Annotated in this window: 20 protein-coding genes and 1 pseudogene; 8 read left to right on the top strand and 13 right to left on the bottom strand. The window is 73.2% G+C overall.

Features of this window, described 5'->3' with window-relative positions; translation table 11 throughout:
• The first annotated feature begins 144 nt into the window (after nt 1–144).
• From OG310_RS13405 to OG310_RS13415, 3 genes are all read left to right on the top strand, one after another.
• Nucleotides 145–1,014 carry a carbohydrate ABC transporter permease gene (locus OG310_RS13405; RefSeq protein WP_329460165.1) on the top strand — a complete coding sequence of 290 codons (870 nt, stop codon included), beginning with the start codon at nt 145–147 and terminating at the stop codon, nt 1,012–1,014.
• Nucleotides 1,011–1,937, top strand: a complete 927-nt coding sequence (locus OG310_RS13410; RefSeq protein WP_329456116.1) for a carbohydrate ABC transporter permease — start codon at nt 1,011–1,013, stop codon at nt 1,935–1,937. The genes OG310_RS13405 and OG310_RS13410 overlap by 4 nt, the downstream gene beginning before the upstream one ends.
• 94 nt (nt 1,938–2,031) lie before the next feature.
• Nucleotides 2,032–3,060, top strand: a complete 1,029-nt coding sequence (locus OG310_RS13415) for a hydroxyacid dehydrogenase (protein ID WP_329456117.1) — start codon at nt 2,032–2,034, stop codon at nt 3,058–3,060.
• A 253-nt stretch (nt 3,061–3,313) separates the two neighbouring features.
• On the opposite strand, the gene groL is transcribed toward OG310_RS13415, so the two are convergent.
• From groL to OG310_RS13435, 4 genes are all read right to left on the bottom strand, one after another.
• Entirely contained in the window at nt 3,314–4,936 is a 1,623-nt protein-coding gene (gene groL, locus OG310_RS13420) for a chaperonin GroEL (RefSeq protein WP_329456118.1), read from the bottom strand.
• A gap of 98 nt (nt 4,937–5,034) precedes the next feature.
• Nucleotides 5,035–5,343, bottom strand: coding sequence for a co-chaperone GroES (groES, locus tag OG310_RS13425; protein WP_023539274.1), 309 nt, complete (start codon nt 5,341–5,343; stop codon nt 5,035–5,037).
• A gap of 571 nt (nt 5,344–5,914) precedes the next feature.
• Nucleotides 5,915–6,334 (bottom strand): nuclear transport factor 2 family protein, encoded by a 420-nt coding sequence (locus OG310_RS13430; protein ID WP_329456119.1) that lies wholly within the window; start codon nt 6,332–6,334, stop codon nt 5,915–5,917.
• A gap of 281 nt (nt 6,335–6,615) precedes the next feature.
• Nucleotides 6,616–7,617: a polysaccharide deacetylase family protein gene (locus tag OG310_RS13435; protein WP_443078632.1), complete on the bottom strand. Its 1,002-nt coding sequence runs from the start codon at nt 7,615–7,617 to the stop codon at nt 6,616–6,618.
• On the opposite strand from OG310_RS13435, the gene OG310_RS13440 reads away from it, so the two are divergent.
• Both OG310_RS13440 and OG310_RS13445 read left to right on the top strand, forming a co-directional pair.
• The gene (locus OG310_RS13440) at nt 7,604–8,041 is read left to right on the top strand and encodes a hypothetical protein (RefSeq protein WP_329456120.1); all 438 of its coding nucleotides are present in this window, start codon (nt 7,604–7,606) and stop codon (nt 8,039–8,041) included. The genes OG310_RS13435 and OG310_RS13440 overlap by 14 nt on opposite strands.
• A gap of 202 nt (nt 8,042–8,243) precedes the next feature.
• Nucleotides 8,244–9,437, top strand: a complete 1,194-nt coding sequence (locus OG310_RS13445; protein ID WP_329456121.1) for a class I SAM-dependent methyltransferase — start codon at nt 8,244–8,246, stop codon at nt 9,435–9,437.
• A 714-nt stretch (nt 9,438–10,151) separates the two neighbouring features.
• Here OG310_RS13445 and OG310_RS13450 read toward each other — a convergent pair.
• A complete protein-coding gene (locus tag OG310_RS13450) occupies nt 10,152–11,174 on the bottom strand; it encodes a TetR/AcrR family transcriptional regulator (RefSeq protein ID WP_329456122.1) in 1,023 nt (340 codons plus the stop codon).
• Between the two features lie 221 nt (nt 11,175–11,395).
• On the opposite strand from OG310_RS13450, the gene OG310_RS13455 reads away from it, so the two are divergent.
• Nucleotides 11,396–13,273 carry a right-handed parallel beta-helix repeat-containing protein gene (locus tag OG310_RS13455; protein WP_329456123.1) on the top strand — a complete coding sequence of 626 codons (1,878 nt, stop codon included), beginning with the start codon at nt 11,396–11,398 and terminating at the stop codon, nt 13,271–13,273.
• Nucleotides 13,274–13,669: 396 nt separating this feature from the next.
• On the opposite strand, the gene OG310_RS13460 is transcribed toward OG310_RS13455, so the two are convergent.
• Nucleotides 13,670–14,044, bottom strand: a complete 375-nt coding sequence (locus OG310_RS13460) for a hypothetical protein (RefSeq protein ID WP_329456124.1) — start codon at nt 14,042–14,044, stop codon at nt 13,670–13,672.
• Between the two features lie 177 nt (nt 14,045–14,221).
• Between OG310_RS13460 and OG310_RS13465 the strand changes: the two genes are divergently transcribed.
• Nucleotides 14,222–14,728: a DinB family protein gene (locus OG310_RS13465; protein WP_329456126.1), complete on the top strand. Its 507-nt coding sequence runs from the start codon at nt 14,222–14,224 to the stop codon at nt 14,726–14,728.
• 184 nt (nt 14,729–14,912) lie between these two features.
• Here the strand turns inward: OG310_RS13465 and OG310_RS13470 are convergent, their stop codons facing one another.
• The 7 genes and pseudogenes from OG310_RS13470 to tsaB all read right to left on the bottom strand — a co-directional run bounded on the left by OG310_RS13470 (nt 14,913) and on the right by tsaB (nt 21,270).
• Nucleotides 14,913–16,202: an epoxide hydrolase family protein gene (locus tag OG310_RS13470; protein ID WP_329456127.1), complete on the bottom strand. Its 1,290-nt coding sequence runs from the start codon at nt 16,200–16,202 to the stop codon at nt 14,913–14,915.
• Between the two features lie 185 nt (nt 16,203–16,387).
• Nucleotides 16,388–17,623, bottom strand: coding sequence for an RNA polymerase sigma factor (locus OG310_RS13475; RefSeq protein WP_329456128.1), 1,236 nt, complete (start codon nt 17,621–17,623; stop codon nt 16,388–16,390).
• Between the two features lie 178 nt (nt 17,624–17,801).
• On the bottom strand, nt 17,802–18,158 hold the full coding sequence (locus tag OG310_RS13480) for a YciI family protein (protein ID WP_329456129.1): 357 nt from the start codon (nt 18,156–18,158) through the stop codon (nt 17,802–17,804).
• Nucleotides 18,159–18,442: 284 nt separating this feature from the next.
• A complete protein-coding gene (locus OG310_RS13485) occupies nt 18,443–18,715 on the bottom strand; it encodes a hypothetical protein (protein WP_329456130.1) in 273 nt (90 codons plus the stop codon).
• A complete protein-coding gene (gene tsaD, locus OG310_RS13490) occupies nt 18,715–19,833 on the bottom strand; it encodes a tRNA (adenosine(37)-N6)-threonylcarbamoyltransferase complex transferase subunit TsaD (RefSeq protein WP_329456131.1) in 1,119 nt (372 codons plus the stop codon). The genes OG310_RS13485 and tsaD overlap by 1 nt, the downstream gene beginning before the upstream one ends.
• Nucleotides 19,834–20,095: 262 nt before the next feature.
• A pseudogene (rimI, locus tag OG310_RS13495) lies at nt 20,096–20,539 on the bottom strand (ribosomal protein S18-alanine N-acetyltransferase); the annotation flags it as partial.
• 35 nt (nt 20,540–20,574) lie between these two features.
• Complete coding sequence (gene tsaB, locus OG310_RS13500; RefSeq protein WP_329456132.1) at nt 20,575–21,270, bottom strand: tRNA (adenosine(37)-N6)-threonylcarbamoyltransferase complex dimerization subunit type 1 TsaB; 696 nt, start codon at nt 21,268–21,270, stop codon at nt 20,575–20,577.
• A 134-nt stretch (nt 21,271–21,404) separates the two neighbouring features.
• Between tsaB and OG310_RS13505 the strand changes: the two genes are divergently transcribed.
• Nucleotides 21,405–21,962: a L,D-transpeptidase gene (locus OG310_RS13505; protein WP_329456133.1), complete on the top strand. Its 558-nt coding sequence runs from the start codon at nt 21,405–21,407 to the stop codon at nt 21,960–21,962.
• The last annotated feature ends 406 nt before the right edge of the window (nt 21,963–22,368 follow it).

Consider the following 22,368-nt stretch of genomic DNA (forward strand, 5'->3'; position numbering starts at 1 on the left):
ACCCACGACGCCGGAGGCGGCAGCACCGGCGAAGGGGCCCCGTCAGGCGTCGCCGTGGTCGCGGCCGGTCCGGCCGGCCGCGACCCGCGGGGCTCCGCGGTGGGCGGGCGCCTCACGGCGCGCCGCGGTCCGGACCGCACCGGCATGGCGGCCGGCATGCTGCTCACGCCCTTCTTCGTCCTGTTCACCGTCGCGATGCTGATCCCCGTCGGCTACGCGATCTGGCTGAGCCTGTTCACACAGAAGCTCTCCGGGCTCGGCTTCAGCGGCCCGCGCAACGTCTTCGACGGCCTGGGCAACTACGTCGACACCCTCGGCGACGCCGCGTTCCGGCACGGCTTCTGGGAGCTCGGCGGGTATGTGCTGTTCTACATCCCGATCATGGTCGGCGGGGCGCTCGCCGTCGCCTTGCTGCTGGACACCGCGATAGCCCGCGCCCGGCGCTTCTTCCAGCTCGCGCTGTTCCTGCCGCACGCCATCCCCGGCCTGATCGCGGCGCTCATCTGGGTGTACCTCTACACACCGGGCCTCAGTCCGGTCGTCAGCGCGTTGCACTCGGGCGGCATCGGACTGGACCTGTTCTCCTCCAACGGCGCGCTGCCCTCGGTGGTCAACATCGCGGTGTGGGAATGGCTCGGCTACAACGTGGTGATCTTCTACGCCTCCCTGCAGGCCGTGGACCGCTCACTGCTGGAGGCCGCCGCCGTCGACGGCGCGGGCAACTGGCGCCTGGCGTTCGGCATCAAGCTCCCGCTCATCCGCTCCTCGGTCTTCCTGGTGCTCCTGTTCACGGTCATCGGCTCGCTCCAGCTGTTCACCGAACCGCTGCTGCTGTCGAACTCCGGGTCGTCCATCACCAGCGCGTGGACCCCCAACATGTACGCCTACACCGAGGCGTTCCAGCTCAACGACTACGGGCGGGCCGCCGCCGCGTCCGTCCTCATCGCCCTGATCGCCGCCGTGCTGTCCTTCGGCGTCACCCGCATCGCCAACCGGAAGGGAGCACGGGCATGACCACGTCGCTCATCGTCGACCCGGCCGACCAGCGCGCCTCCGGGCGTGGCGAGCGCGCCGCCGCCCCCGCGGGCCACAGGCCGGGCGGCAACCGCTGGCTGTCGCGCACCGCCGTCAACGGGCTGCTCGCCATCGCCGCCGCATACACCCTCTTCCCGCTGGTCTGGCTGGTCACAGCCGCGACCAAGGACGCCGGCAACATCCTCGGCGGCAACGTCTTCTCCTTCGAGGGCTTCGACTTCGGCCACAACCTGTCGACCCTCGCGAGCTACGACGGCGGCATCTACTTCCGCTGGTACGGCAATTCACTGCTCTACGCGGGTCTCGGCGCGCTCGGCTGCTCGCTCGTCAGCGTGGCGGCGGGCTACGCCTTCGACAAGTACCGCTTCCGGGGCAAGGAGAAGCTGTTCGCCGTCGTCCTGCTCGGCGTGCTGCTGCCGTCGACGGCACTGTCCCTGCCGCTCTACCTGCTCGCGGTCACGACGCACACCGTCAACACGTACTGGTCGGTGCTGATCCCCGTCCTGGTCAACCCCTTCGGGGTCTACCTCTCCCGTATCTTCAGCGCCGGATACATACCGGACGAGGCGCTGGAGGCCGCGCGGATCGACGGCGCGGGCGAGATGCGGGTCTTCTGGTCGATCGGGCTGCGCATGGTCATGCCCGGTTTCGTGACCGTCTTCCTCTTCCAGTTCACCGCGATCTGGAACAACTTCTTCCTCCCCCTCGTGATGCTGTCGAACAAGAACCTCTATCCGCTGAGCCTCGGCCTCTACAACTGGCACAGCAACGCCAACGCGACGCCCGACTTCTACCCGATGGTCGTGTCGGGCTCGCTGCTGGCCGTCCTCCCCCTGATCGTCGCCTTCATCACCCTGCAACGGCACTGGAAGGCTGGGCTGACGGCGGGCAGCGTCAAATGACCGGAGCGGGCCCGGTCGACGGCCCCCGTCCGGCCGCCGTCCGGGCCCGGCACACCCACCCGGCACCACCCGTCCGAGGAGTACGAGTCCCACCATGCACGACGCCACTGACAATCGCCCCGCCGCGCTGCTCGCGATGGCCCCGGGGGTCGCGGACCGGCTGTTCACCGCGGCCCACCGGGACCGGCTGACCGGGCTCGTGCGCACCGATCCCGACCTGATCGCCGGCGATCTCACGGCGCCCGGGCCGGCCGTGGCCGCCGCGCTCGCCGAGGCCGAGGTGCTGCTGACGTGCTGGGGCGTGCCACCGATCACGGCGTCCGTGCTGGCCGCGGCGCCCCGGCTGCGGGCGGTCGTGCACGCCGCGGGCACCGTCAAGCACCACATCACCGACGCGTGCTGGGAACGCGGCATCGCCGTCAGCTCCGCCGCCGCGGCCAACGCGCTGCCGGTGGCCGAGTACACGCTCGCCGCGATCCTGTTCGCCGGCAAGCGGGTCCTCGCGTCGGCGCGCGGCTACCGGGAACTGCGCGCCGCGCACGACTGGCACGGTGCCCTGACCGACGCCGGCAACTACCGCCGTACGGTGGGCATCGTCGGCGCGTCCCGGATCGGACGCCGGGTCATCGACCTGCTGCGCCCGTTCGACCTGCGGGTCCTGCTGTACGACCCGTACGTTGACGCGGCCGAGGCCGCCGCGCTCGGCGTCACCTCCGTAGCGCTGGACGAGCTCTGCGCGCGCAGCTCGGTCCTCTCCGTGCACGCGCCCCAACTGCCCGCCACGCACCACCTGATCGGGGCGTCCCAGCTGGCGGCGATGGCGGACGGATCGACCCTCGTCAACACCTCACGCGGGTCGCTGATCGACGAGGACGCGCTGCTGCCCGAGCTGGTCTCGGGCCGCCTGCACGCGGTGCTCGACGTGACCGAGCCCGAACTGCCGCCGCCCGGGTCACCGCTGTACGACCTGCCGAACGTGCTGCTCACCCCGCATGTGGCGGGCTCGCTCGGCAACGAGACCCACCGCATGGCCGATCACGCACTGGACGAGATCGAGCGCTTCACGAAGGGCGAGCCCTTCGCCGAACCCGTACTCCCTGCCGCGCTGCACCTCTCCGCGTGACTCACGCGGCGCGCCAGGGGTGGACGCGGGGCCCGGTGCCGCCTTCGGGGGGAGGCACCGCGCCCCGTCGGCCCGCCCGGGGCAACATCGCCACGGCGGCGCGCGGGACACCTGCCGGCACGGCGCGCACGGCCCCGGCGCCCGGGGACCACGTGAACGGGCGAGGCCCGGCACCTCCCACAGGGGGGTGCCGGGCCTCGCCCGTTCGGCGTCGCGCGCGGCGCGTCAGCGCGTCACGCGGTCGGCCCGTGCGTCAGTGCGAGTGACCGTGGCCGCCGGCCGCGGGCTCTTCGTCCTCGGCCGGCTTCTCGACGACCAGGGTCTCGGTCGTGAGCAGCAGCGACGCGATGGACGCGGCGTTCTCCAGGGCGGAGCGCGTCACCTTGACCGGGTCGATGACGCCGGCCTTGACCAGGTCGACGTAGTCGCCGGTCGCGGCGTTGAAGCCGTGACCCTTGTCGAGCTCCGACACCTTGGAGGTGATGACGTAGCCCTCAAGGCCCGCGTTCTCGGCGATCCAGCGCAGCGGCTCGACGACGGCACGGCGGACGACCGCGACACCGGTCGCCTCGTCGCCCTCCTTGCCGAGGCTGTCCTCCAGCACCTTGGCCGAGTGGACCAGGGCGGAGCCACCACCGGAGACGATGCCCTCCTCGACCGCGGCGCGGGTCGCGGAGATGGCGTCCTCCAGACGGTGCTTCTTCTCCTTCAGCTCCACCTCGGTGGCGGCACCGACGGAGATCACGCACACGCCGCCGGCCAGCTTCGCGAGACGCTCCTGGAGCTTCTCGCGGTCCCAGTCGGAGTCCGTGGTCTCGATCTCGGCCTTGATCTGGTTGACGCGGCCGGCCACGTCACCGCTGTTGCCGCCACCGTCGACGATGGTCGTGTCGTCCTTGGTGACGGTGACACGGCGGGCGGAGCCCAGCACGTCCAGACCAGCCTGGTCGAGCTTGAGGCCGACCTCCTCGGCGATGACGGTCGCGCCCGTGAGGGTGGCGATGTCGCCGAGCATGGCCTTGCGGCGGTCACCGAAACCGGGGGCCTTGACGGCCACCGCGTTGAACGTGCCGCGGATCTTGTTGACGACCAGGGTCGACAGGGCTTCGCCCTCGACGTCCTCGGCGATGATCAGCAGCGGCCTGGAGCCACCCGCCTGGATGACCTTCTCCAGCAGCGGCAGCAGGTCCTGGATGGAAGCGATCTTGCCCTGGTTGATCAGGATGTACGGGTCGTCGAGGACGGCCTCCATACGCTCCTGGTCGGTCACCATGTACGGGGACAGGTAGCCCTTGTCGAAGGCCATGCCCTCGGTGAAGTCGAGCTCCAGGCCGAAGGTGTTGGACTCCTCGACGGTGATGACACCGTCCTTGCCGACCTTGTCCATCGCCTCGGCGATGAGCTCGCCGACCTGCTGGTCCTGCGCGGAGAGCGCGGCCACGGCGGCGATGTCGGACTTGTCGTCGATGGGGCGCGCGGTCTCCAGGAGGTCCTTGGAGATCGCGGCGACGGCGGCGTCGATACCGCGCTTGAGGGCGGCCGGGGAGGCGCCCGCGGCCACGTTGCGCAGGCCCTCGCGGACCAGCGCCTGGGCGAGCACCGTGGCGGTGGTGGTGCCGTCACCCGCGATGTCGTTGGTCTTGGTCGCCACCTCCTTCACGAGCTGGGCGCCGAGGTTCTCGAACGGGTCGTCGACCTCGACCTCGCGCGCGATGGTGACGCCGTCGTTGGTGATGGTGGGGGCGCCGAACTTCTTGTCGATGACGACGTTGCGGCCCTTGGGGCCGATCGTCACCTTCACCGTGTCGGCAAGCTTGTTGACGCCGCGCTCGAGGGCGCGACGGGCGTCCTCGTCGAACTTCAGGATCTTCGCCATGGGAGCTTCCGTGTCCTCTCAGACGACCTGCGCCCCTGTCCGCCCGGCGTACGCAGGGAGGCCAGGGGCGCAGGTCGGAAAAGCGTTTCTGGGGTGAATTACTTCTCGATGATCGCGAGTACGTCGCGAGCCGAGAGGACGAGGTATTCCTCGCCGCTGTACTTCACCTCGGTGCCGCCGTACTTGCTGTACAGAACGACATCGCCGACGGAAACGTCGAGCGGCAGGCGCTCGCCGTTCTCGAAACGGCCCGGACCGACAGCAAGGACGACGCCCTCCTGGGGCTTCTCCTTGGCAGTGTCCGGGATGACCAGGCCAGAGGCCGTGGTCTGTTCGGCGTCGAGCGGCTGGACCACAATGCGGTCCTCAAGCGGCTTGATGGCAACCTTGGTGCTGGCGGTCGTCACGATCCGACCTCCCCCTTCGGTGATCTCACGGGGTTGACTGTCTGAGGGTGGCGACCAGGTGGATCCGTCGTCGCGGGTGCCGGACCTGCCCGTCGCGCGTTCTGGCACTCTCACTTGCTGAGTGCCAGAGCCGAGACTATGGCCGCGATTAGCACTCGGTCAAGCGGAGTGCCAGTCGGCGTGAGTCGCGGCGTCGCGCGAGAGGGCGCGAAGCGGGGGTCCGGGCGCCGGATCGGGGTGTGCGTCCGGTGATCGCGCGGGGGGCGCGGCCAGGGACGGACATGATCCGGGCCAGGATCACGGCTCTCGTGACACCGTATGCCGTACCCGCCGCGAGCGGTCGACGCCGTGCCCGTGAAACGGGGCCCGAACTTCCGTCCGGCGGACCCCGGCGGGGCAGCCGCGGGAGCCGAGGGTCGGAGGAGGCCGTGCGGGGGCGGCGCACAACGGCACGCACGCGGACGAGGGCGCGGGGGTCCGGCACTGGGGAGATCCGGTACTGCGGGGATCCGGTACCCCGGGGGTCCGCGACCGCGGGGCTGCGGGGCTGCGGGGCTGCGGGGCTGCGGGTTCAGGCCTTCTCGTTGTGCGAGACGGCGTACGCGACCATCGCCGAGTCCAGGTAGGCGTGCACCTCCACGATGGTCGCCCCCGGCCCCGCACCGTCGAACCGGCAGATCCAGCAGTACTCGTTGTCGAAGGGCGCCCCGTCGCTCATGGTCGAGGTCGCGAGCAGTTCGACGATCGTGGTGTCACCGTCGAGGTGGAGCCGCTGGAGCTTCAGCCGCACGCCTTCCTTCATCACGCGGGACAGGCGCTCGAAGGTCGCGTCCGTGAACGCCTTCTTGCTGAAGTACGTGCCGCCGAGCGGATGGGTACCCATCACCGTCCAGTGCACGTCGTCGGAGACCCGGGCGAAGAACTCGCCTTGCGTGGCCGGATCCTCCAGCTTCGAGAACAGTTCGGTCCGGTCGTCGCGCTCGGTACCCATGAGGAATCACTCCTTCCGCCTTCCACCGTAGGCGGGGAGGCGGGCCCGGCGCCTGCCGCCGGACGGCTCCGGACAGCGGGCCCGGTCAGGCGCCGGGAACCGGCCCGCCCGGCGCGGCGGAGCCCGCCGCCACGGGCCGTTGACGCCCGTACCGAAGGCCCGGCGGCGCGGCGCGGCGGTCACCCGGGTCGCCAGCCACCCGGCCACCCGACCGCTCGGCGACCCGGTGATGGCGATCCGGCGACCCGCCACCGGGCCCCCGGGCGGAGCCGGCCGGACCCTCAGACGTAGTCCTCCAGCCGGGCGACGGCGTAGCCCTGGTCCGTGATCCGCTTGAGCAGGTTCCGGATGTTCTCCACCATCGTGGCGTTCCACTCCGAGAGGCCCTGGAAGTGCGTGAGGATGATGTCGCCCGGCTCGAAGTGCTGGGCCTCGTCCCGCCAGTCCATGTGGGTCGGGAACGCCTCGGTCTCCCACAGCGGGAACGCCTTGATCCCACAGGATCTGGCGATGCGCAGGGTGTCGCCGTTGTAGTTGCCGTACGGCGGGCGGAAGAGGGTCGGCCGCTTGCCGTACTCCCTCGCGAGCTTGTCCTGCTGGTCGCAGATCTCGTGCTTCTGCTGCGCGTAGGTCAGACCCGGGAGGTACGGGTGGGTCAGGGTGTGGTTGCTGAGGGTGACGCCCGAGGCCTGCACCTGGGTGAAGTAGCCGTAGTCGTCGCTGATCAGGTAATCGCTGAGGAAGGCGCTGTACGGGACGTGCAGCGCCGACATCATCCTGATGAACTGCGGCTCCTTCTCCGAGCCGTCGTCGATCGTGATGAAGACGATCTTGTCCTTGGTGGGGATGCGCGTGAACACGGGCGGGAGGCCCGGGTCACCGCCCTCCGCCTCGAATCCCTTGCGCGTGGGGATGACCGGCTTGACGGCGGGCGGCGGAGGCGGAATCAGCGGCGCCGCGGCCAGGCCCCATGTCCTCGCGGTCGCGAGCCGGGCAGCGGCGGTGGCCTTCAGGCGTGCGGCGTACGAGGACAGTCCGCCGGCGGCCTCGGCCGGGTGCCGCCCCGGGCGCGCGGCGGCGGCACCGGGGGCGGGCTCGGCCGCCGGCCCGTGCGCGGGCTTCGCGGCGGGGTGGTGCGAGGCCCTGGCCCCGGGGTGGTGCGAGGGGTCCGCGGACGGCCGGCTGCCGGACGTGTGGGAGGGGCCCGCGGAGCCCGGCGAGGCGGCCCGGGACGGGGACCCCGTGGCGGCCCTGCCCGGGGACCCCGAGGTGGCCGGGGACACGGAGGTGGTCGGGGACGCGGAGGCGGACGGCGACCCCGACGGCGACCCCGACGGCGACGAGGACGGGGACGCCGGCGCGGCGACCGATCCGGAGGTCCCGGACGGGGAAGCCGTGCCCGAGGGAGCGCCCGTCCCGGACGCGGACGGGGAGGCGGCGATCCCCGCCGCACCGGCGAGGCGGGGCGCGCCGGCCTTCCCCGCCTCGGCACCGAGCCCGGTGTCGCCCGCCGAGCAGCCGGAGGAGAGCGCGGCGACGGCGGCGACCGAGGCAGCGAGGAGCGCCGAGACGACGACGCGCCCCGGCCGCCCGCCTCCCCGTCCGGAGCGGCCCGCCTCCCCCGAGCGTCTCTCCCGTTCTCGCCGCCGGCCCCGGCGTGGAACCCGGCCCGCCGGATCCTGGACGCGAACCTGGGCCGGGTGGTGAACCGGATCCGGAACCGCGTCCTGACCCGTACCCGGACGCGGATGCCCGTCAGCACTACGGAGCAATTGTTCTGTTTGTCGTACTAGTCGCATGGCGTCGCATCCTGTCAGCGCCGGGCGCCGTCCGACCGCAGACACCGCCGCCGGGCGGTCGCGGTCCCCCGCCTGGCCGACACCGGCCGCCGCCCGACGACAATGGGCCGGTGACCGAAGAACCCCCGCCCAGCCTCGCCCCCCTGCTCACCCCCGAGGGCCAGGCCCTGCTCGCGGAGTTGCGCGACCACGACCCGGCGCGGGAACTGGCCCTCGCCACCCGCCTGCGCCGCGACCACCCCGCCGAACTGGTGTCGGCGGTACTCGGACAGGCACGGCTCCGGCAGCGGGCCGTGGCGAAGTTCGGCGCCGAGGACGCGTACCGGATGTACTTCACGCCGAACGGTGTCGAACAGGCCACCCGTACCGTCGTCGCCGCCCACCGCGCGGCCCGCTTCCGCGCGCTCGGCGCGACGCGGGTGACCGACCTGTGCTGCGGGATCGGCGGCGACGCGGTGGAGCTCGTCCGGGCGGGCATCACCGTCACCGGCGTCGACCTGGATCCGCTGACCTGCGAGATCGCCGCCGCCAACATCCATGCGCTGGCACCGGCCGGACCGCCCGCGACCGTGGTGCGCGCCGACGTCACGACGTACGACCTGACGGGCACGCGGGCACTGTTCGTCGACCCGGCGCGGCGGCGCGGCTCGGGCAGGATCTTCGACCCCGAGGCGTACTCCCCGCCGCTGTCCTGGGCGATCGAAGCGGTACGGCGTACGGGCCTCGGCGCGATCAAGATCGCCCCCGGCATTCCGCACGAACTGGTCCCGGCGGACTTCGAGGCCGAGTGGATCTCGCACGACGGCGACGTGAAGGAAGCCGTGCTCTGGCACACGCCGGACGCGCCCGCCTCCTGCCGCCGCGCGACCCTCCTGCCGTCGGGCGCGACGCTCGCCTCCCGCGGCCTGCCCGACCCGGCGGTGCGCCCGCCCGGCCGCTACCTGTACGAACCGGACGGCGCCGTCATCCGCGCCCACCTCGTCGCCGAAGCGGCCGAGGACCTTCCGGGCGGTGGCCTGATCGACGAGACGATCGCGTACGTGACCGCCGACGAACTGCGGGAAACCCCCTTCGCGACGGCGTACGAGATCACCGATGTCCTCCCCTTCAACCTCAAGCGCCTCAAGGCACTGCTGCGGGAACGGGAGGTCGGCATCCTCACGGTGAAGAAACGCGGTTCGGCGGTGGAACCGGAGGAGTTCCGGCGGAAGTTGAAGCTCAAGGGAAAGAACGAGACGACGGTCATCCTCACCCGCGTGGCCGCCGCCCCCACGATGCTCCTCGCCCGCCGGGCCGGGCGCTGAGGGCCCGGGAGAGCCACGAGGACCGCCGTACGGAGCAGGACGGGAATCCGTACCCGGGGGAGAGCGGATGGCGCGACTCCGCAACGGAATCCACGAGGCATGGGCCCTGCCAACGGACGCGGACGGTCTCGCGCCGGGTGCCACCGAGTTCGATCTGGAGGTGGACCCGCCTGCCCTCTTCGCCCTCGGCGGTCGGCTGCCGCTCGTCGGTGAGCAGCTGACGACAGGGAGACCGGCGAGGGTCGGCAGGCCAGCATCTTCTGAACCGCCTGACTGGTGACGCCGAGTTCACGCGCGATGTCGGCCTGGGAGACGCCCTGGTCGATGAGCTCCTGCATGAGGTCGCGGCGCTCGGCGGCGAACCGGCGGGCCAGGCGGAGGCGGGTGTGCTGGATGGCCTGTTCGCGGGCCTCCTTGATGCGGTCGAGCGTCGCGCGGTGTGCGGAAAGGTCTCCGAGGGGTGCCATGGAGCCATGGCGACAACCCCGTGTTGTCGATGTCAACCCATGGTTGTCATACGGGAGGGCGGGTCGCCCGGGGATGACCTTGCGAGGACCTGCTCGCCGCGGTCGAGGAGGCGGTATCCCCCTCCGCCGTCGCCGGGGAGCGCTACGCACCGGCGCGGTTCGCCCGACTCGACAGCGAACGCCGAGGCCCGGCCCCCGTTCGGCCTGGAGCGCCGGGCGCCCGCCGGGGCCCGGCCCTGGCCACGCGTCAGGCCCGCGCCCGCCTTCGGTAGGCCCGCTGGCGGCAGGCCCGGGAGCAGTAGCGGCGGGGGCGCCCGCGCGCCGGGGCGGGGACGGCCGTCGCACACACGTCGCAGCGCGGCGGTGAGAGGTGCGGGGAACCGGTGGCGGCCTCGGCGGTGTCACCTTCGGCCGCGTCGGGGGCGGCCCCGGTCCGGCCGTCGCGGTCGTCGGGGTCGTCGGAGTCACTGGGGTCGTCGTTGCGGTCGTTACGAAATGTCTCGGGCTCCCGCCGCGCATCGCTCTTTTCGTCACGGAGCCCGTCGCCGGACGCCGTGGTCCGGTGCCTGCGCCGGACCATGGCCTCCACTCCGTCCAGGGTGCACGCGAGGCCGAAGTCGAACGGGTCCTCCGGCTCGTCGAACGCCCCGCTCATGCCGTACCTGGCGATCGCCGGGTACGGCACCATGCGCTCGACCAGTCTGTTCTGGCCGTGCCACCACTGGACGTGCGAGACGCCCGACTCGCGCTCCTCGCGCAGCACGTCGTGCGCCTGCCGCGCCGCCGACAGGACGAACCCCGCCAACAGCGCCACCACTTGCGCCGACTCCGACGGCCTCAGTCCGGTGCCTTCCGCGCAGGCGAGGGCGTGGTCGTAGTCCGCGAGCGTGTGCGGCCCGGGAAGCCTGCGGCTGCCGTCCGTCGTGACCAGCCACGGGTGGCGCAGGTGCAACTCCCAGTGGGTGCGGGCCCAGGCCTGAAGCCCGGCGCGCCAGTCGCCGGCCGGCGCTTCGGCCGGATCCCGCGCGGACAGCTCACCGAAGGCCGCGTCCCGCATCAGCTCGACCAGTTCGGCCCGGCCCGGCACGTGCCGGTACAGCGACATCGTCGTGAACCCGAGCCGTTCCGCGAGGCGCCGCATCGACAGGGCCTCCAGGCCGTCGGCGTCCGCCAGTTCGACCGCCGCCGCGACGATCCGGGGCACGGTCAGCCCCGGCCGGTCCTCGGCCACGCCGAACAGCAGATCCACCGTCCGCCGTACGTCCACCACCCTGACTCCCCGGGCCGCCCGCTGTCGTTGACAGCCACCTTAGCCGCGCGTCTATGCTGCACACCAATTGTGTACGGCGTACGCCTCGTCGTACGGTCGTCCCGGTGTCCCGCAACGGGGGTCCCTCAGCCATGTCAGCCCATCCCACCGAACCAGACCGACCTGCCGCACCTCCCGCACCTCCCGCACCTCCCGCACCCATCGGATCAGCCGGACCGGCCGTGTCCGCCGCCGTCGCGTTCCATGTCGCCCCCTGGGGCGACGACTCCGCCCCGGGCACGCCCGAGCGGCCGCTCGCCGGGCCCCACGGCGCCCTGCGTGCGGTGCGTGCCGCCCTCGCCCGGACGCCGGGCGGGTGCGGCGACGTCCTCGTCACCTACCGCGCCGGCACGTACGCCCTGCCCGAGCCCCTGGACCTCGGCTCCGGCGACGGCGGATCCGGGCCCGGCGGGCGGCGCGTCACGCACCAGCCGTACGGATACGGCACCGACGCGGCCGAATCCGTGGTGTTCAGCGGCGGTGCCCCCGTCACGGGATGGACTCCCGTCGGCGACGGCACCTGGCGGGCCGGCACCGGGTCGCTGGAACCCCGCCAGTTGTACGTGGACGACCGGCGTGCGCACCGGGCCGGCACGCCGCACGGCGCGTCCCCCCTCCCCGGTACCGTTACGAAAACCGAGACGGGTTATGTAACGGACAGCACGGCCCCGCAGGCGTGGCGCTCCCCCGCCTCCATCGAGTTCGTCTTCCGTGGCGTGTACCCGTGGTCCGAGGCGCGCCTGCGCGTCGCGTCCATCAGCGGTGACGCCCGCTCGACCACCTTCACCCTCGCCGAGCCGGGCTTCTCCCGCGCCAACGCCCTCTACGCGGCGGAAGTCCACGGTGGCGGTGCGCGGGAGGAGAGCGGTGGGGCTTCCTGGGGGCGGCTCGGCCTTCCGACATCGGCCGAGAACAGCCCCAGCTTCCTCACCGAACCGGGCACCTTCGCCCTCGACACCTCGGTCCCCGGCCACCACACCCTCCACTACCTCCCGCTGCCCGGCGAGGACCCCGCCGCGGCGGTGTTCACCATCCCGCTGCTGGAGCGGCTCCTCACCGCCCGGGGGGCCGCGGGCATCACCCTGCGGGGGCTGACGTTCGCGCACGCCGCCTGGCAGCGGCCGAGCGCCCCCGGTGGCTTCCCGCACTACCACGGCAACACGTTCCAGGACGAAGGACCGCTGGAGCGGGTCGACCTGTTCGACGGGGCCGCCCACCTCGTGGTCCCCGGAGCGCCCGCGCGCGTGCCGTCCGCGGTCGATCTGCGCGACTGCGCGGACCTCGTGCTGCGCGACAACACCTTCACCCACCTCGGGGCCGGCGCCGTCGCCGTCGAGGGCGGGGGCGCCGGTACCGCCCTCGTCGGCAATGTCGTGGAGGACGTGTCGGGCCCCGGCATCTCCGTCGACTCGGCGGACGGTGTCCGCGTGGAGGACAACCTGCTGCGGGACATCGGCGCCGAGTTCCACGGCTCCTCCGCGGTGTGGGTGTCGGACGCGCGGGACGTGGTGGTCGCCCACAACGAGATCCACGACGTGCCGTACTCCGGCATCGTCGTCATGGGCGGCGACCGCGCCGCACGCGTGCGGGTCACCGAGAACCTCGTCCGCCGGTCCCTGCTCGTCCTCGCCGACGGCGGCGGTGTCTATCTCGCGGGCCGCCAGGGGGACTCCTACGCGAGCGGCACCCTCGTGCGCGGGAACGTGCTGCTCGACGTCGTCACGCCGTACAACTTCGGCCTCTACACCGACTACGCCTGCTCGTGGACGACCGTTCTCGGCAATGTCGTCCGCGGGGCCGACACGCCGGCCCTGCTGCGCCCGGCGCTCCCGCTGGAGAACGTCGCGTTCGTCGGCAACTTCTGGGACGCGCACCCGGAGGGCGACGACGATCCGCCGCCCGGGGTCGTCTACGCCGCGAACACCGTCCTGCCCGGCGGCGGCACGGGCCTCGACGGCCGGAACAGGGACGCGGACGGGAACGGGGACGCGAGCGGCAGCGGCACGGACGGGCTGCCGACCGACATCGTCGCCGCCGCCGGCCGGTCCGCCCAACGCTGAGCAGGGGCAGCCCCCGATCGTCCGCCCGCCCCGGCCAGGTGAGGGAGTGATCACCGTCGCATCAGGCGCCGGGGCAGTCGGGTGTCCGTGTCCGCTTTCGAAGGGGCGTCGGAGGGAGGCGGCGCGGGCACACACGGACCGGGGCAGCCGCTTCCCGTCCCGCGCGGGCGCGCCGGCTCGGACACGGCGGCGACCTTCGCCGACCACCTGATCGCCTGACTGCCTGGCTGCCTGACTGCCTGACTGCCTGCGGCGGAGCGTCCCGGTGGACCATCCAGCAGGACCACCCGCGCGAGGTACGGGAGGCGACGCAGGCCACGGGGTGCCCCGCGGGGGCCGCCCGGCACGAGGGCGGGGCGCGGGTTCCGGTGCCGGAGCCCCGCCCCGACCCTCACGTCAGCGCAGGTCGTCGAACTCGGTGAGCTCGTCCGCGTAGATCTTCGACAGCGGCTGCGGTCCGACGTACTGCTGGCAGTTGCACTGTCGCAGTTCGAAGTGGAGGGGCTTCTTGTTCTCGTCCCACTCCGTCGGAACCTCCACATCTTCGTGGCACTTGCCGGTCTTGTCGTGCTTCGCCAGGTGATGGGTACAGCCACAGACGGCGTCCGGAAGCTTGTGGGACTCCTCGATCGCCTGCCGGCCCTTCTCCGCCAGCTTCAGGCGCTCCATCCTTCTGTCGTGCCTGGTCCTGAGCGCCGTACGGCCGGTATCAGCGATCCAGCTGAACCCGCCCACCATGAAGAAGACGAATATCCACCAAAACCAGTTCATCCGCCGCCCCTTCACCTGAATGGCGCATGCGTGTCACCTCCAGAATAGGACGGAACGGGTAGGAACGGCTTCAACAAGGAGTGCTCTCCTTGTCACGTACCGGGTCACGTCCGGGTGCCGACCCGGTACGCCCCCGGCCCCGCCGGTCCAGGACCCGTGGTGGGTAGCCTGCGCGACATGACCACCGAACGCCCAGAACCGCCGTCCGTCGGCGGCGAGCGCGAGATGCTGCGCTCCTTCCTCGACTTCCACCGTGCCACCCTCTCCATGAAAGCCGAAGGTCTCGACGACGACGAGTTGCGGCGGCGTTCGATGCCGCCGTCGACGCTGTCGCTGCTGGGGCTCGTGCGGCACATGTGCGAGGTGGAGCGCACCTGGTTCCGGATGGTGATCAACGGGGAGCGGCTGCCGCTGGTCTGGTCGCCGACCATGGACTACCAGAGCGCGTACGACGCGACGGGCGCGACCCGCGCGGAGGCGTTCGCCGCCTGGGAGGCCGAGGTCGAGCACTCCCGCCGGATCGAGCGGGAGGCCGCCTCGCTGGACGTCACAGGGGTGAACCGGCGGTCGGGCGAGGAGGTGTCGCTGCGGCTCGTGATGCTGCACATGATGCACGAGTACGCGCGCCACAACGGCCACGCGGACTTCCTGCGGGAGGGCATCGACGGCACCGTCGGCGCCTGACCCGCGCGCGGGGCCCCGGACTGCTTCCGTGGGTCCCCCGGGGCTCCCCGGGCCTCCGGCGCCGGTGCCCCGGAAGCCCCGAGGCCGCGAGCCCCCACGCACCGCTGACGGCGCCGGGTCCGGCGGGCGGCGTCGCCGCCGGCTTCCCCCGGTCCCGGGCCGCCGCTGCCCCGGCTTCCCCCGGCTACAGCGCCCGGAAGAAGGCCCGCACGTCCTCGATCAGCAGATCCGGCACCTCCAGGGCCGGGAAGTGACCGCCCCTGTCGTACTCGGTCCACCGCACGACGCGGTTGGTGCGCTCGGCGATGTGCCGCAGCGGCATGAACGTGTCCTCGGGAAAAGCCGCCACCGCCGTCGGCACGGTCGAGGGGCGGGGCGCGTCGCCCCCGTGCGGCGCGTGGGCCCGCTCGTAGTAGACGCGGGCGGCGGAGCCCGCCGTACCGGTCAGCCAGTACAGCATGACGTTCGTGAGCAGCGTCTCGCGGTCGATGACGTCGGCCCCGGCCGGCACGGCACGCGTGTCCGACCACGCGTGGAACTTCTCCGCGATCCAGGCCAGCTGCCCCACGGGCGAGTCGGTGAGGCCGTACGCGAGGGTCTGCGGCCGGGTCGCCTGGATCACCGCGTAGCCGGTGGCCTCGCGCGTCCAGGCCTTGTTCCGCTCCCAGGAGGCGAGCGTCCGGGCGCGCTGCGCGCTGTCGAGCACGGCCAGTTCCTCGCCGTCGGGCTCCGTGGCGGCGGCCGCCGAGGACAGCATGTTCAGGTGGACGCCGATGACCCGCTCCGGCCGCAGCCTGCCCAGCTCGCGGGAGATCACGGCGCCCCAGTCGCCGCCCTGGACCCCGTACCGCTCGTACCCGAGTTCCCGCATCAGCGCCGCGAACGCCACGGCCACCCGCCGGTACTCCCAGCCCTTGTCGTGGGTGGGACCGGAGAAGCCGAAGCCGGGGATCGACGGCAGGATCAGGTGGAACGCGTCGGCGGGGTCCCCGCCGTGCGCCCGGGGGTCGGTGAGCGGGCCGGCGATCCGCTCGAACTCGACGATCGAGCCGGGCCAGCCGTGCGTCATGAGCAGCGGGGTGGCGTCCGGCTCGGGTGACCTGAGGTGCGCGAAGTGGACCGTGGCGCCGTCGATGGTGGTGGTGAACTGCGGCCAGGCGTTGAGCCGGGCCTCGGCGGCGCGCCAGTCGTACCGGTGGCGCCAGTCGTCCGCCAGCTCCCGCAGATATCCGAGGGGCACCCCGTACGACCAGCCCGCGCCGGGCAGTTCGTCGGGCCAGCGGGTCCTCTCCAGCCGGTGGTGGAGATCGTCGAGATCGGCCTGGGGAACGTCGATACGGAAGGGGCGCGGCGTGCTCGCCCGCGGCTCGGCGGCGCCGGCGGTGGCCTCCCCTTCCCGGTCGTCGCTGTCGCCTGCGGTGTCGTGGAGGGCAGTGGGACGCGGGCCGTTCGGGCCTGCTGCGGTGCTGCTCATGGCCAGGATGCTAGGTGCGGGCCCGGCGGGCCGCACCCGCGTTACCCCGGCACGGGTCCGGTAGGACGAGAGGCGTCCGTCGGGGCCGGTTCGCGGCGGGCGGGTCACCCGCGTACGGGACCGGCCGCCGTGGAGCGGGTACGTACCAGGCAGGCCGGCACAGACCGGCGTGCTGCCGGGCTCGCTCAGACCTCCGCCGCCCGGCGCAGCAGCAGGGCGCGCTCCCTGGCGTTGCGGGTGAGGGCCGCCGCCTCCTCGAACGCGGTGCGGGCCTCCCCCGCCCGGCCGAGCCGCGCCAGCAGGTCGCCCCGTACGGCGGGCAGCAGGTGGTACCCGGCCAGCGCCGGATCGCCCGCCACCGCGTCGACCAGCGCGAGCGCGGGCCCCGGCCCCTGGGCCATGGACACGGCCACGGCGCGGTTCAGCTCGACCACGGGTGTCGGGGTGAGTGCGGCCAGCCGGGCGTAGAGCGTGGCGATGGCCGTCCAGTCCGTCTCCTCGTAGGCCGCCGCCCTCGCGTGGCACGCGGCGATCGCGGCCTGCAGCGCGTACGGTCCCGGAGGTCCGCCCAGCGTGCCCGCGCGGGTGAGCGCGTCGAAGCCGCGCCGTACGAACATCCGGTTCCAGCGCGCCCTGTTCTGCTCGGCGAGCAGCACCGGCTCCCCGTCAGGACCGGTGCGGGCGGGGAGCCGGGACGCCTGCAGTTCGAGGAGCGCGGCGAGGGCGTGCGCCTCGGGCTCCCCGGGCATCAGCGCGGCCAGGCTCCGCGCGAGCCGCAGCGCGTCCTCGCACAGGCCGGGCCGCAGCAGGTCATCGCCCGCCGTCGCGGAGTAGCCCTCGTTGAAGATCAGGTAGATCACGTCGAGCACGGTGGCGAGCCGGGCCGCGCGGTCCTCGCCGTACGGCACCTCGAACGGCACGCCCGCGGCGGCGAGCGCCCGCTTCGCCCGGACGACGCGCTGTGCGACGGTCGGCTCCGCGACCAGGTAGGCGCGGGCGATCTCCGCGGTGGTGAGCCCGCCGAGCAGGCGGAGCGTGAGCGCGACCCGGGCGTCCGTCGACAGCACCGGGTGGCAGGCCGTGAAGATCAGCCGCAGCAGGTCGTCGTCGATCGCGTCGGGTTCGGCGGGCTCCGGCGGCGGGGGAACGTCCTCCAGCGCCCTGCCCACCTCGGCGAGCTTGCGGGCGTACGCCTCGCGGCGGCGTACGAGGTCGATCGCCCGGTGCTTGGCCGTGGCGATCAGCCAGGCGCCGGGCCGGTCGGGCACGCCGTCCCGCGGCCACTGTTCGAGCGCGGCGACGAGCGCGTCCTGCGCCAGTTCCTCGGCGATGCCCACGTCGCGCACGATCCGCGCCACGACGGCGATGATCTTCGCCGACTCCAGCCTGAATACCGCGTCCAGCGTGTGGTCAGCCGTCACGGCCACCCATCCCAGCACCGGATGGCCCGCGACGGCAAACACCCGGGGCCGCGCGGCGCGTACGCGGACGATCCACGCGGTCGTTCCGCGCGACCGTGTACGCGAAAGCCGGCCCGGCCCGGCCCGCGACCGTGTACGCGGAGGCCGGTCCTGCCCGCGCCGCGCGCCCCCGTCCGCCCTACGGCTCGACGATCTGCCGCACCTCGGACACGATGTTCCACTCCGGCTCATGGATCTCCACGAACCGGCGGGCCAGCTCGATCGCCTGCTCGCGGTCCTTCGCCTGGATCAGCGCGTACCCGCCGATGACCTCCTTGGTCTCGGTGAACGGCCCGTCCGTGACGGTGACCCTGCCGCCCTCCTGGCCGACCCGCGCGCCCTGCGCCGTCGGCAGCAGGCCGCCGGTGTCAAGCATGTGGCCGCTCTTGGTCAGATCCTCGATGAGGGCGCCCATCCGCTCCATGAGGCCCTCGCTCGGGCCGCCGGCGGGGGCGTTGTTCTCGTCGGTACGTACCAGCATCAGATAGCGGGGCATGGTGACTCCTCGGGGATCGTCCGGCTGCGGGCCGGCGGCGGGCTCGTGCCCGCCTTCACCCTCCCGTCGAACGGGACGGCCCCGGATCGACACACGGCCCCGGATTTCTTTTTCACCGGGACGGAGCGTGCCTGCCGGCCGGAGCGGTGTCCCGGTGGCGTGTCCCGGTGCCGTGTCCCGGACCGGCGGCCTGGCGGCGCCCCGGACCCGTGCCGCTGCTACCTGCTACCTGCTACCTGCTACCAGCGGTATCGGCCGTGTCGGGCGAACCGGTCCGGCCGCCGTCACCCGGCCCGTGACGCGTCGCCCTCGACCGGCTCGAAGCGCCAGCGGTGCACCGGGCGGGAGATCAGTCCGGCCGGAGGCTCCGGGAGTTCGGGGACCTCGGTGGCGTAGGTACCCGGCCACCAGATCAGCACCAGGACCCGGTCCTGCGGCGCGGTGAACGTCTCGCGGCGCAGCGGCTCCCCGTCGAGCTCCTGGGCCCGCGCCCAGGCCAGCAGGTCCGCGCCGCGCCCCTCGGCGGCCCGTGCCTCCCACATCAGCGTGACCGCCATCAGTGGCCCTTCCCCGCCGGCGCCGTCCCGGAGTGGGCGTGGACGGCAGCGTGCGCTGCCGCGTGGACCGCCTCGTGCGCCGGTACGTGCGGCTCGGTGACCGGCAGCGAACTGTCGGCGGACAGGTCCCATGCCGAGGCGGGCCGGCCGCGCGCGACCATCTCGGCGCCCAGCGCCGCGACCATCGCGCCGTTGTCCGTGCACAGGCCGGGCCTGGGCACCCGCAGGACGATGCCCGCGCGTGCGCAGCGCTCCTGGGCCATGGCGCGCAGCCGCGAGTTCGCGGCCACGCCCCCGCCGATCATCAGGTGGTCCACGCCCTCGTCCTTGCAGGCCCGTACCGCCTTGCGGGTCAGCACGTCGACCACGGCCTCCTGGAACGACGCGGCGACGTCCCGTACCGGCACGTCCTCGCCCGCGGCCCGCTTGGCCTCGATCCAGCGCGCGACGGACGTCTTCAGGCCGGAGAAGGAGAAGTCGTACGGCGCGTCGCGCGGGCCGGTCAGCCCGCGCGGGAACGCGATCGCCGCCGGGTCGCCCTCACGCGCCAGCCGGTCGATGACCGGACCGCCGGGGAAGCCGAGCTGCAGGACGCGGGCGATCTTGTCGAATGCCTCGCCCGCCGCGTCGTCGATCGTCGCGCCGAGCGGCCGTACGTCCGCCGTGATGTCCGGCGCCAGCAGCAGCGACGAGTGGCCGCCGCTGACCAGCAGCGCCATCGTCGGCTCCGGCAGCGGGCCGTGCTCCAGCTGGTCGACGCAGATGTGCGAGGCGAGGTGGTTGACGCCGTAGAGCGGCTTGCCCAGCGCGTAGGCGTACGCCTTCGCCGCCGACACCCCGACCAGCAGCGCGCCCGCGAGGCCGGGCCCGGCCGTGACGGAGATCCCGTCCAGGTCCCGCGCCGAGATCCCGGCGGTGGCGAGGGCCCGCTCGATCGTGGGGACCATCGCCTCCAGGTGGGCCCGCGAGGCGACCTCGGGCACGACGCCGCCGAAGCGGGCGTGCTCGTCGACGCTGGACGCGACCGCGTCGGCCAGGAGCGTCGTCCCGCGCACGATGCCGACGCCCGTCTCGTCGCAGGACGTCTCGATGCCGAGGACGAGTGGTTCGTCAGCCATCAGTGTCCGTTCCTCCTGGTCCCGCTGGTGCCGATACAGATCCCGCCGCCGATCCCGGCGCGGTGTCCGCCGCCGGTCCCGTCGGCGCCGTACTGCCGTTCGCCGGTGCCGAGCCGCCGGTGGCCCGGCCCGCCGGAGGGCCGGAGCCGGGGTCCGGCACCGGCGCCGCAGGGGGCGTCGCCACCGGGCCCGCCGGGGCCAGGCCCGCCGGCACCGGGCCCGCCGACGAGCGGGCTGCCCGTGCAGGGGATATCTCGCCCGGTGTCTCCTTCATGTCGCGCCGCATCACCAGCGCGTCGACGTTGCCGGGCTGGTAGTAGCCCTTGCGGAAGCCGATCGGTTCGAAGCCGAAGCGCTGGTACAGCTTCTGCGCGCGGGTGTTGTCCACCCGGACCTCCAGCAGCACCTCGCTGGACTCGAACGAGGTCGCGTGCCGCAGCAGTTCCGTCAGGAGCCGGGCGCCGAGCCCGCCGCCCCAGTGGTCGCGGGTCACGCCGATGGTCTGGACGTCGGCGACACCGCCGACGGCCGCGAGGCCCCCGTACCCGACGATCCGGCCGCCCTCGTCGGCGACGACGTAGCGGCGCGTGGCGAAGGGGCCGCGCGCGTGCGCGAGCTCCGACCAGAACATGCCGGGGGACCAGGCGTCCTCGGGGAACAGCTCGTCCTCGAGTTCGAGCACGGCCTCGATGTCCCACCAGCGCATCTCGCGGAGTGCGACGGGCACGGGCACGGCCTCACTCACTTCGGGGTGACCACCTTGTAGTTCTTCGGCACCTGCGCGTCCGGGCGGCGCAGGTACAGCGGGAGCGGCGGCAGGAAGCCCGGGGCAGGATGGCCGGCGTCCTCGGAACCGCCGCGGGCGCCGCCGCCGTCCGCCAGCAAAGCGGCCGCGAGGGCCGCGAGGGCCGCCGCCGACTGGTGCTCGGGGCCCCGGGCGTCCGGGAACACCTCGGGGTACAGGACCGCGCCCGCGCCGACGGCCGGCAGGCCGGCCACGGTCTCCGCGAGGTCGGCGGGCCGGTCGACCGCCGGTTCCGTGAGACGCGTGCGGGCGTCGGCGTAGCGCGCCCAGTAGACCTCTTTGCGGCGCGCGTCCGTCGCGACGACGAACGGGGTGTCGAGACCGGAGGCGTACGCGAGGCCGTCGAGCGTGCTCAGCCCGCGCACCGGCAGCCCGAGCGCGGAGCCGAACGTCAGCGCTGTGACGATGCCGACGCGCAGCCCGGTGTACGGCCCAGGTCCCACACCGACGACCAGGTCCGTGACGGCGTCGAGCTTCACCCCGGCCTCGGCCAGGACCCGGTCGACGGCCGGCAGCAGCAGTTCGCCGTGGCGGCGCGCGTCCACGTCGCTCTCCGCGGCGAGGACGGAGCCGCCGTCGTGGAGCGCGACGGTGACGGCGGGGGTGGCGGTATCGACGGCAAGCAGGAGCACGCAAACAGCCTACGGCCCCGGCGGCGGGGGTCGCGGCGCCCCTGGTCGCCCGTACCCTCCTGCTACCGTCAGCCGCGTCACGACACGTCAAGACGCAGGTACCGCACAGACGCACGAGAGGTGGCTGAAGACAGGTGTCACGGAGCAGCTCGGGAATCGTCGCCGGGCTCACGGCCGCGGCACTGGCCGTGGTCGGGTTCCTCGCCTACCAGGCGTCGGCGAACGCGCCAAGCACCCTCGGGGCTACCGCCGCCCCCAGCGCTTCGCCGTCCCGCGTCGCACACGGGCCCCAGCGTCCCCGCGAGGATCCGACGGCGCTGCCCACGGGCTCGGGGCAGGGCGCGCGGGTGGTGTACGGGCTGAAGGCGCACCGCGTCTGGCTGGTCGGCAAGGACGGCGCGGTGACGCGCACGTTCACCGTGCAGCCGAGCACGGTCGACCCGACGGCCGGCAGTTACACGGTGACCCAGCGGTCCGACAGCCTCACCGGCTCCGACGGGGTGCCGATCGAGCACGACGTGATCTTCGCGAAGGTCGGAACGGTGGTCATCGGCTTCAGCGCGGCACGCGACGGCTCCACGCCCGCGCCCGACCCGTCGAAGAAGACCGGCGGCGTACGGATGAAGAGGGCGGACGCCGACGCGCTCTGGACCTTCGCGACCTTCGGCTCGACGATCGTCGTCCTTCCCTGATCGCTTCCCGGGCTTCCCGCGTTCCCCGGACCCGCCCTCCTGTTTCGGCCCACCGGACCCCGCGGCCGAACCCCGCGGCCGGGCATCGTTGCGCCGGGCGCCGCGGCCGGGCATCGTTTCGCCGGGCGCCGGTCACGCACGGCAGCAGTGGCAGCGTGGCAGCGGCACACGCGGCCTGACGACTCCACGGGCGGTGGCCGCGCGGCACGCGCCTCACGGCGCCCGAGGCGGTCAGCGCGCGGCGGCGCGCCTCGGGGCGCGGTGGCGCGTTCGGCGGCCCGGCCGCGTCTCCTGCTCGGATTCCCGCTCCTGGCCGGCGTCCGGCCCGCTCCCCCGCGCGTCCGCTTCCGCCCCCTGCGCCGGCGGCGTGGAAACCGCGGACGCAGCGGCGCAGGACGCCAGCAGA

Source organism: Streptomyces sp. NBC_01497 (assembly GCF_036250695.1).
Lineage (GTDB): Bacteria > Actinomycetota > Actinomycetes > Streptomycetales > Streptomycetaceae > Streptomyces.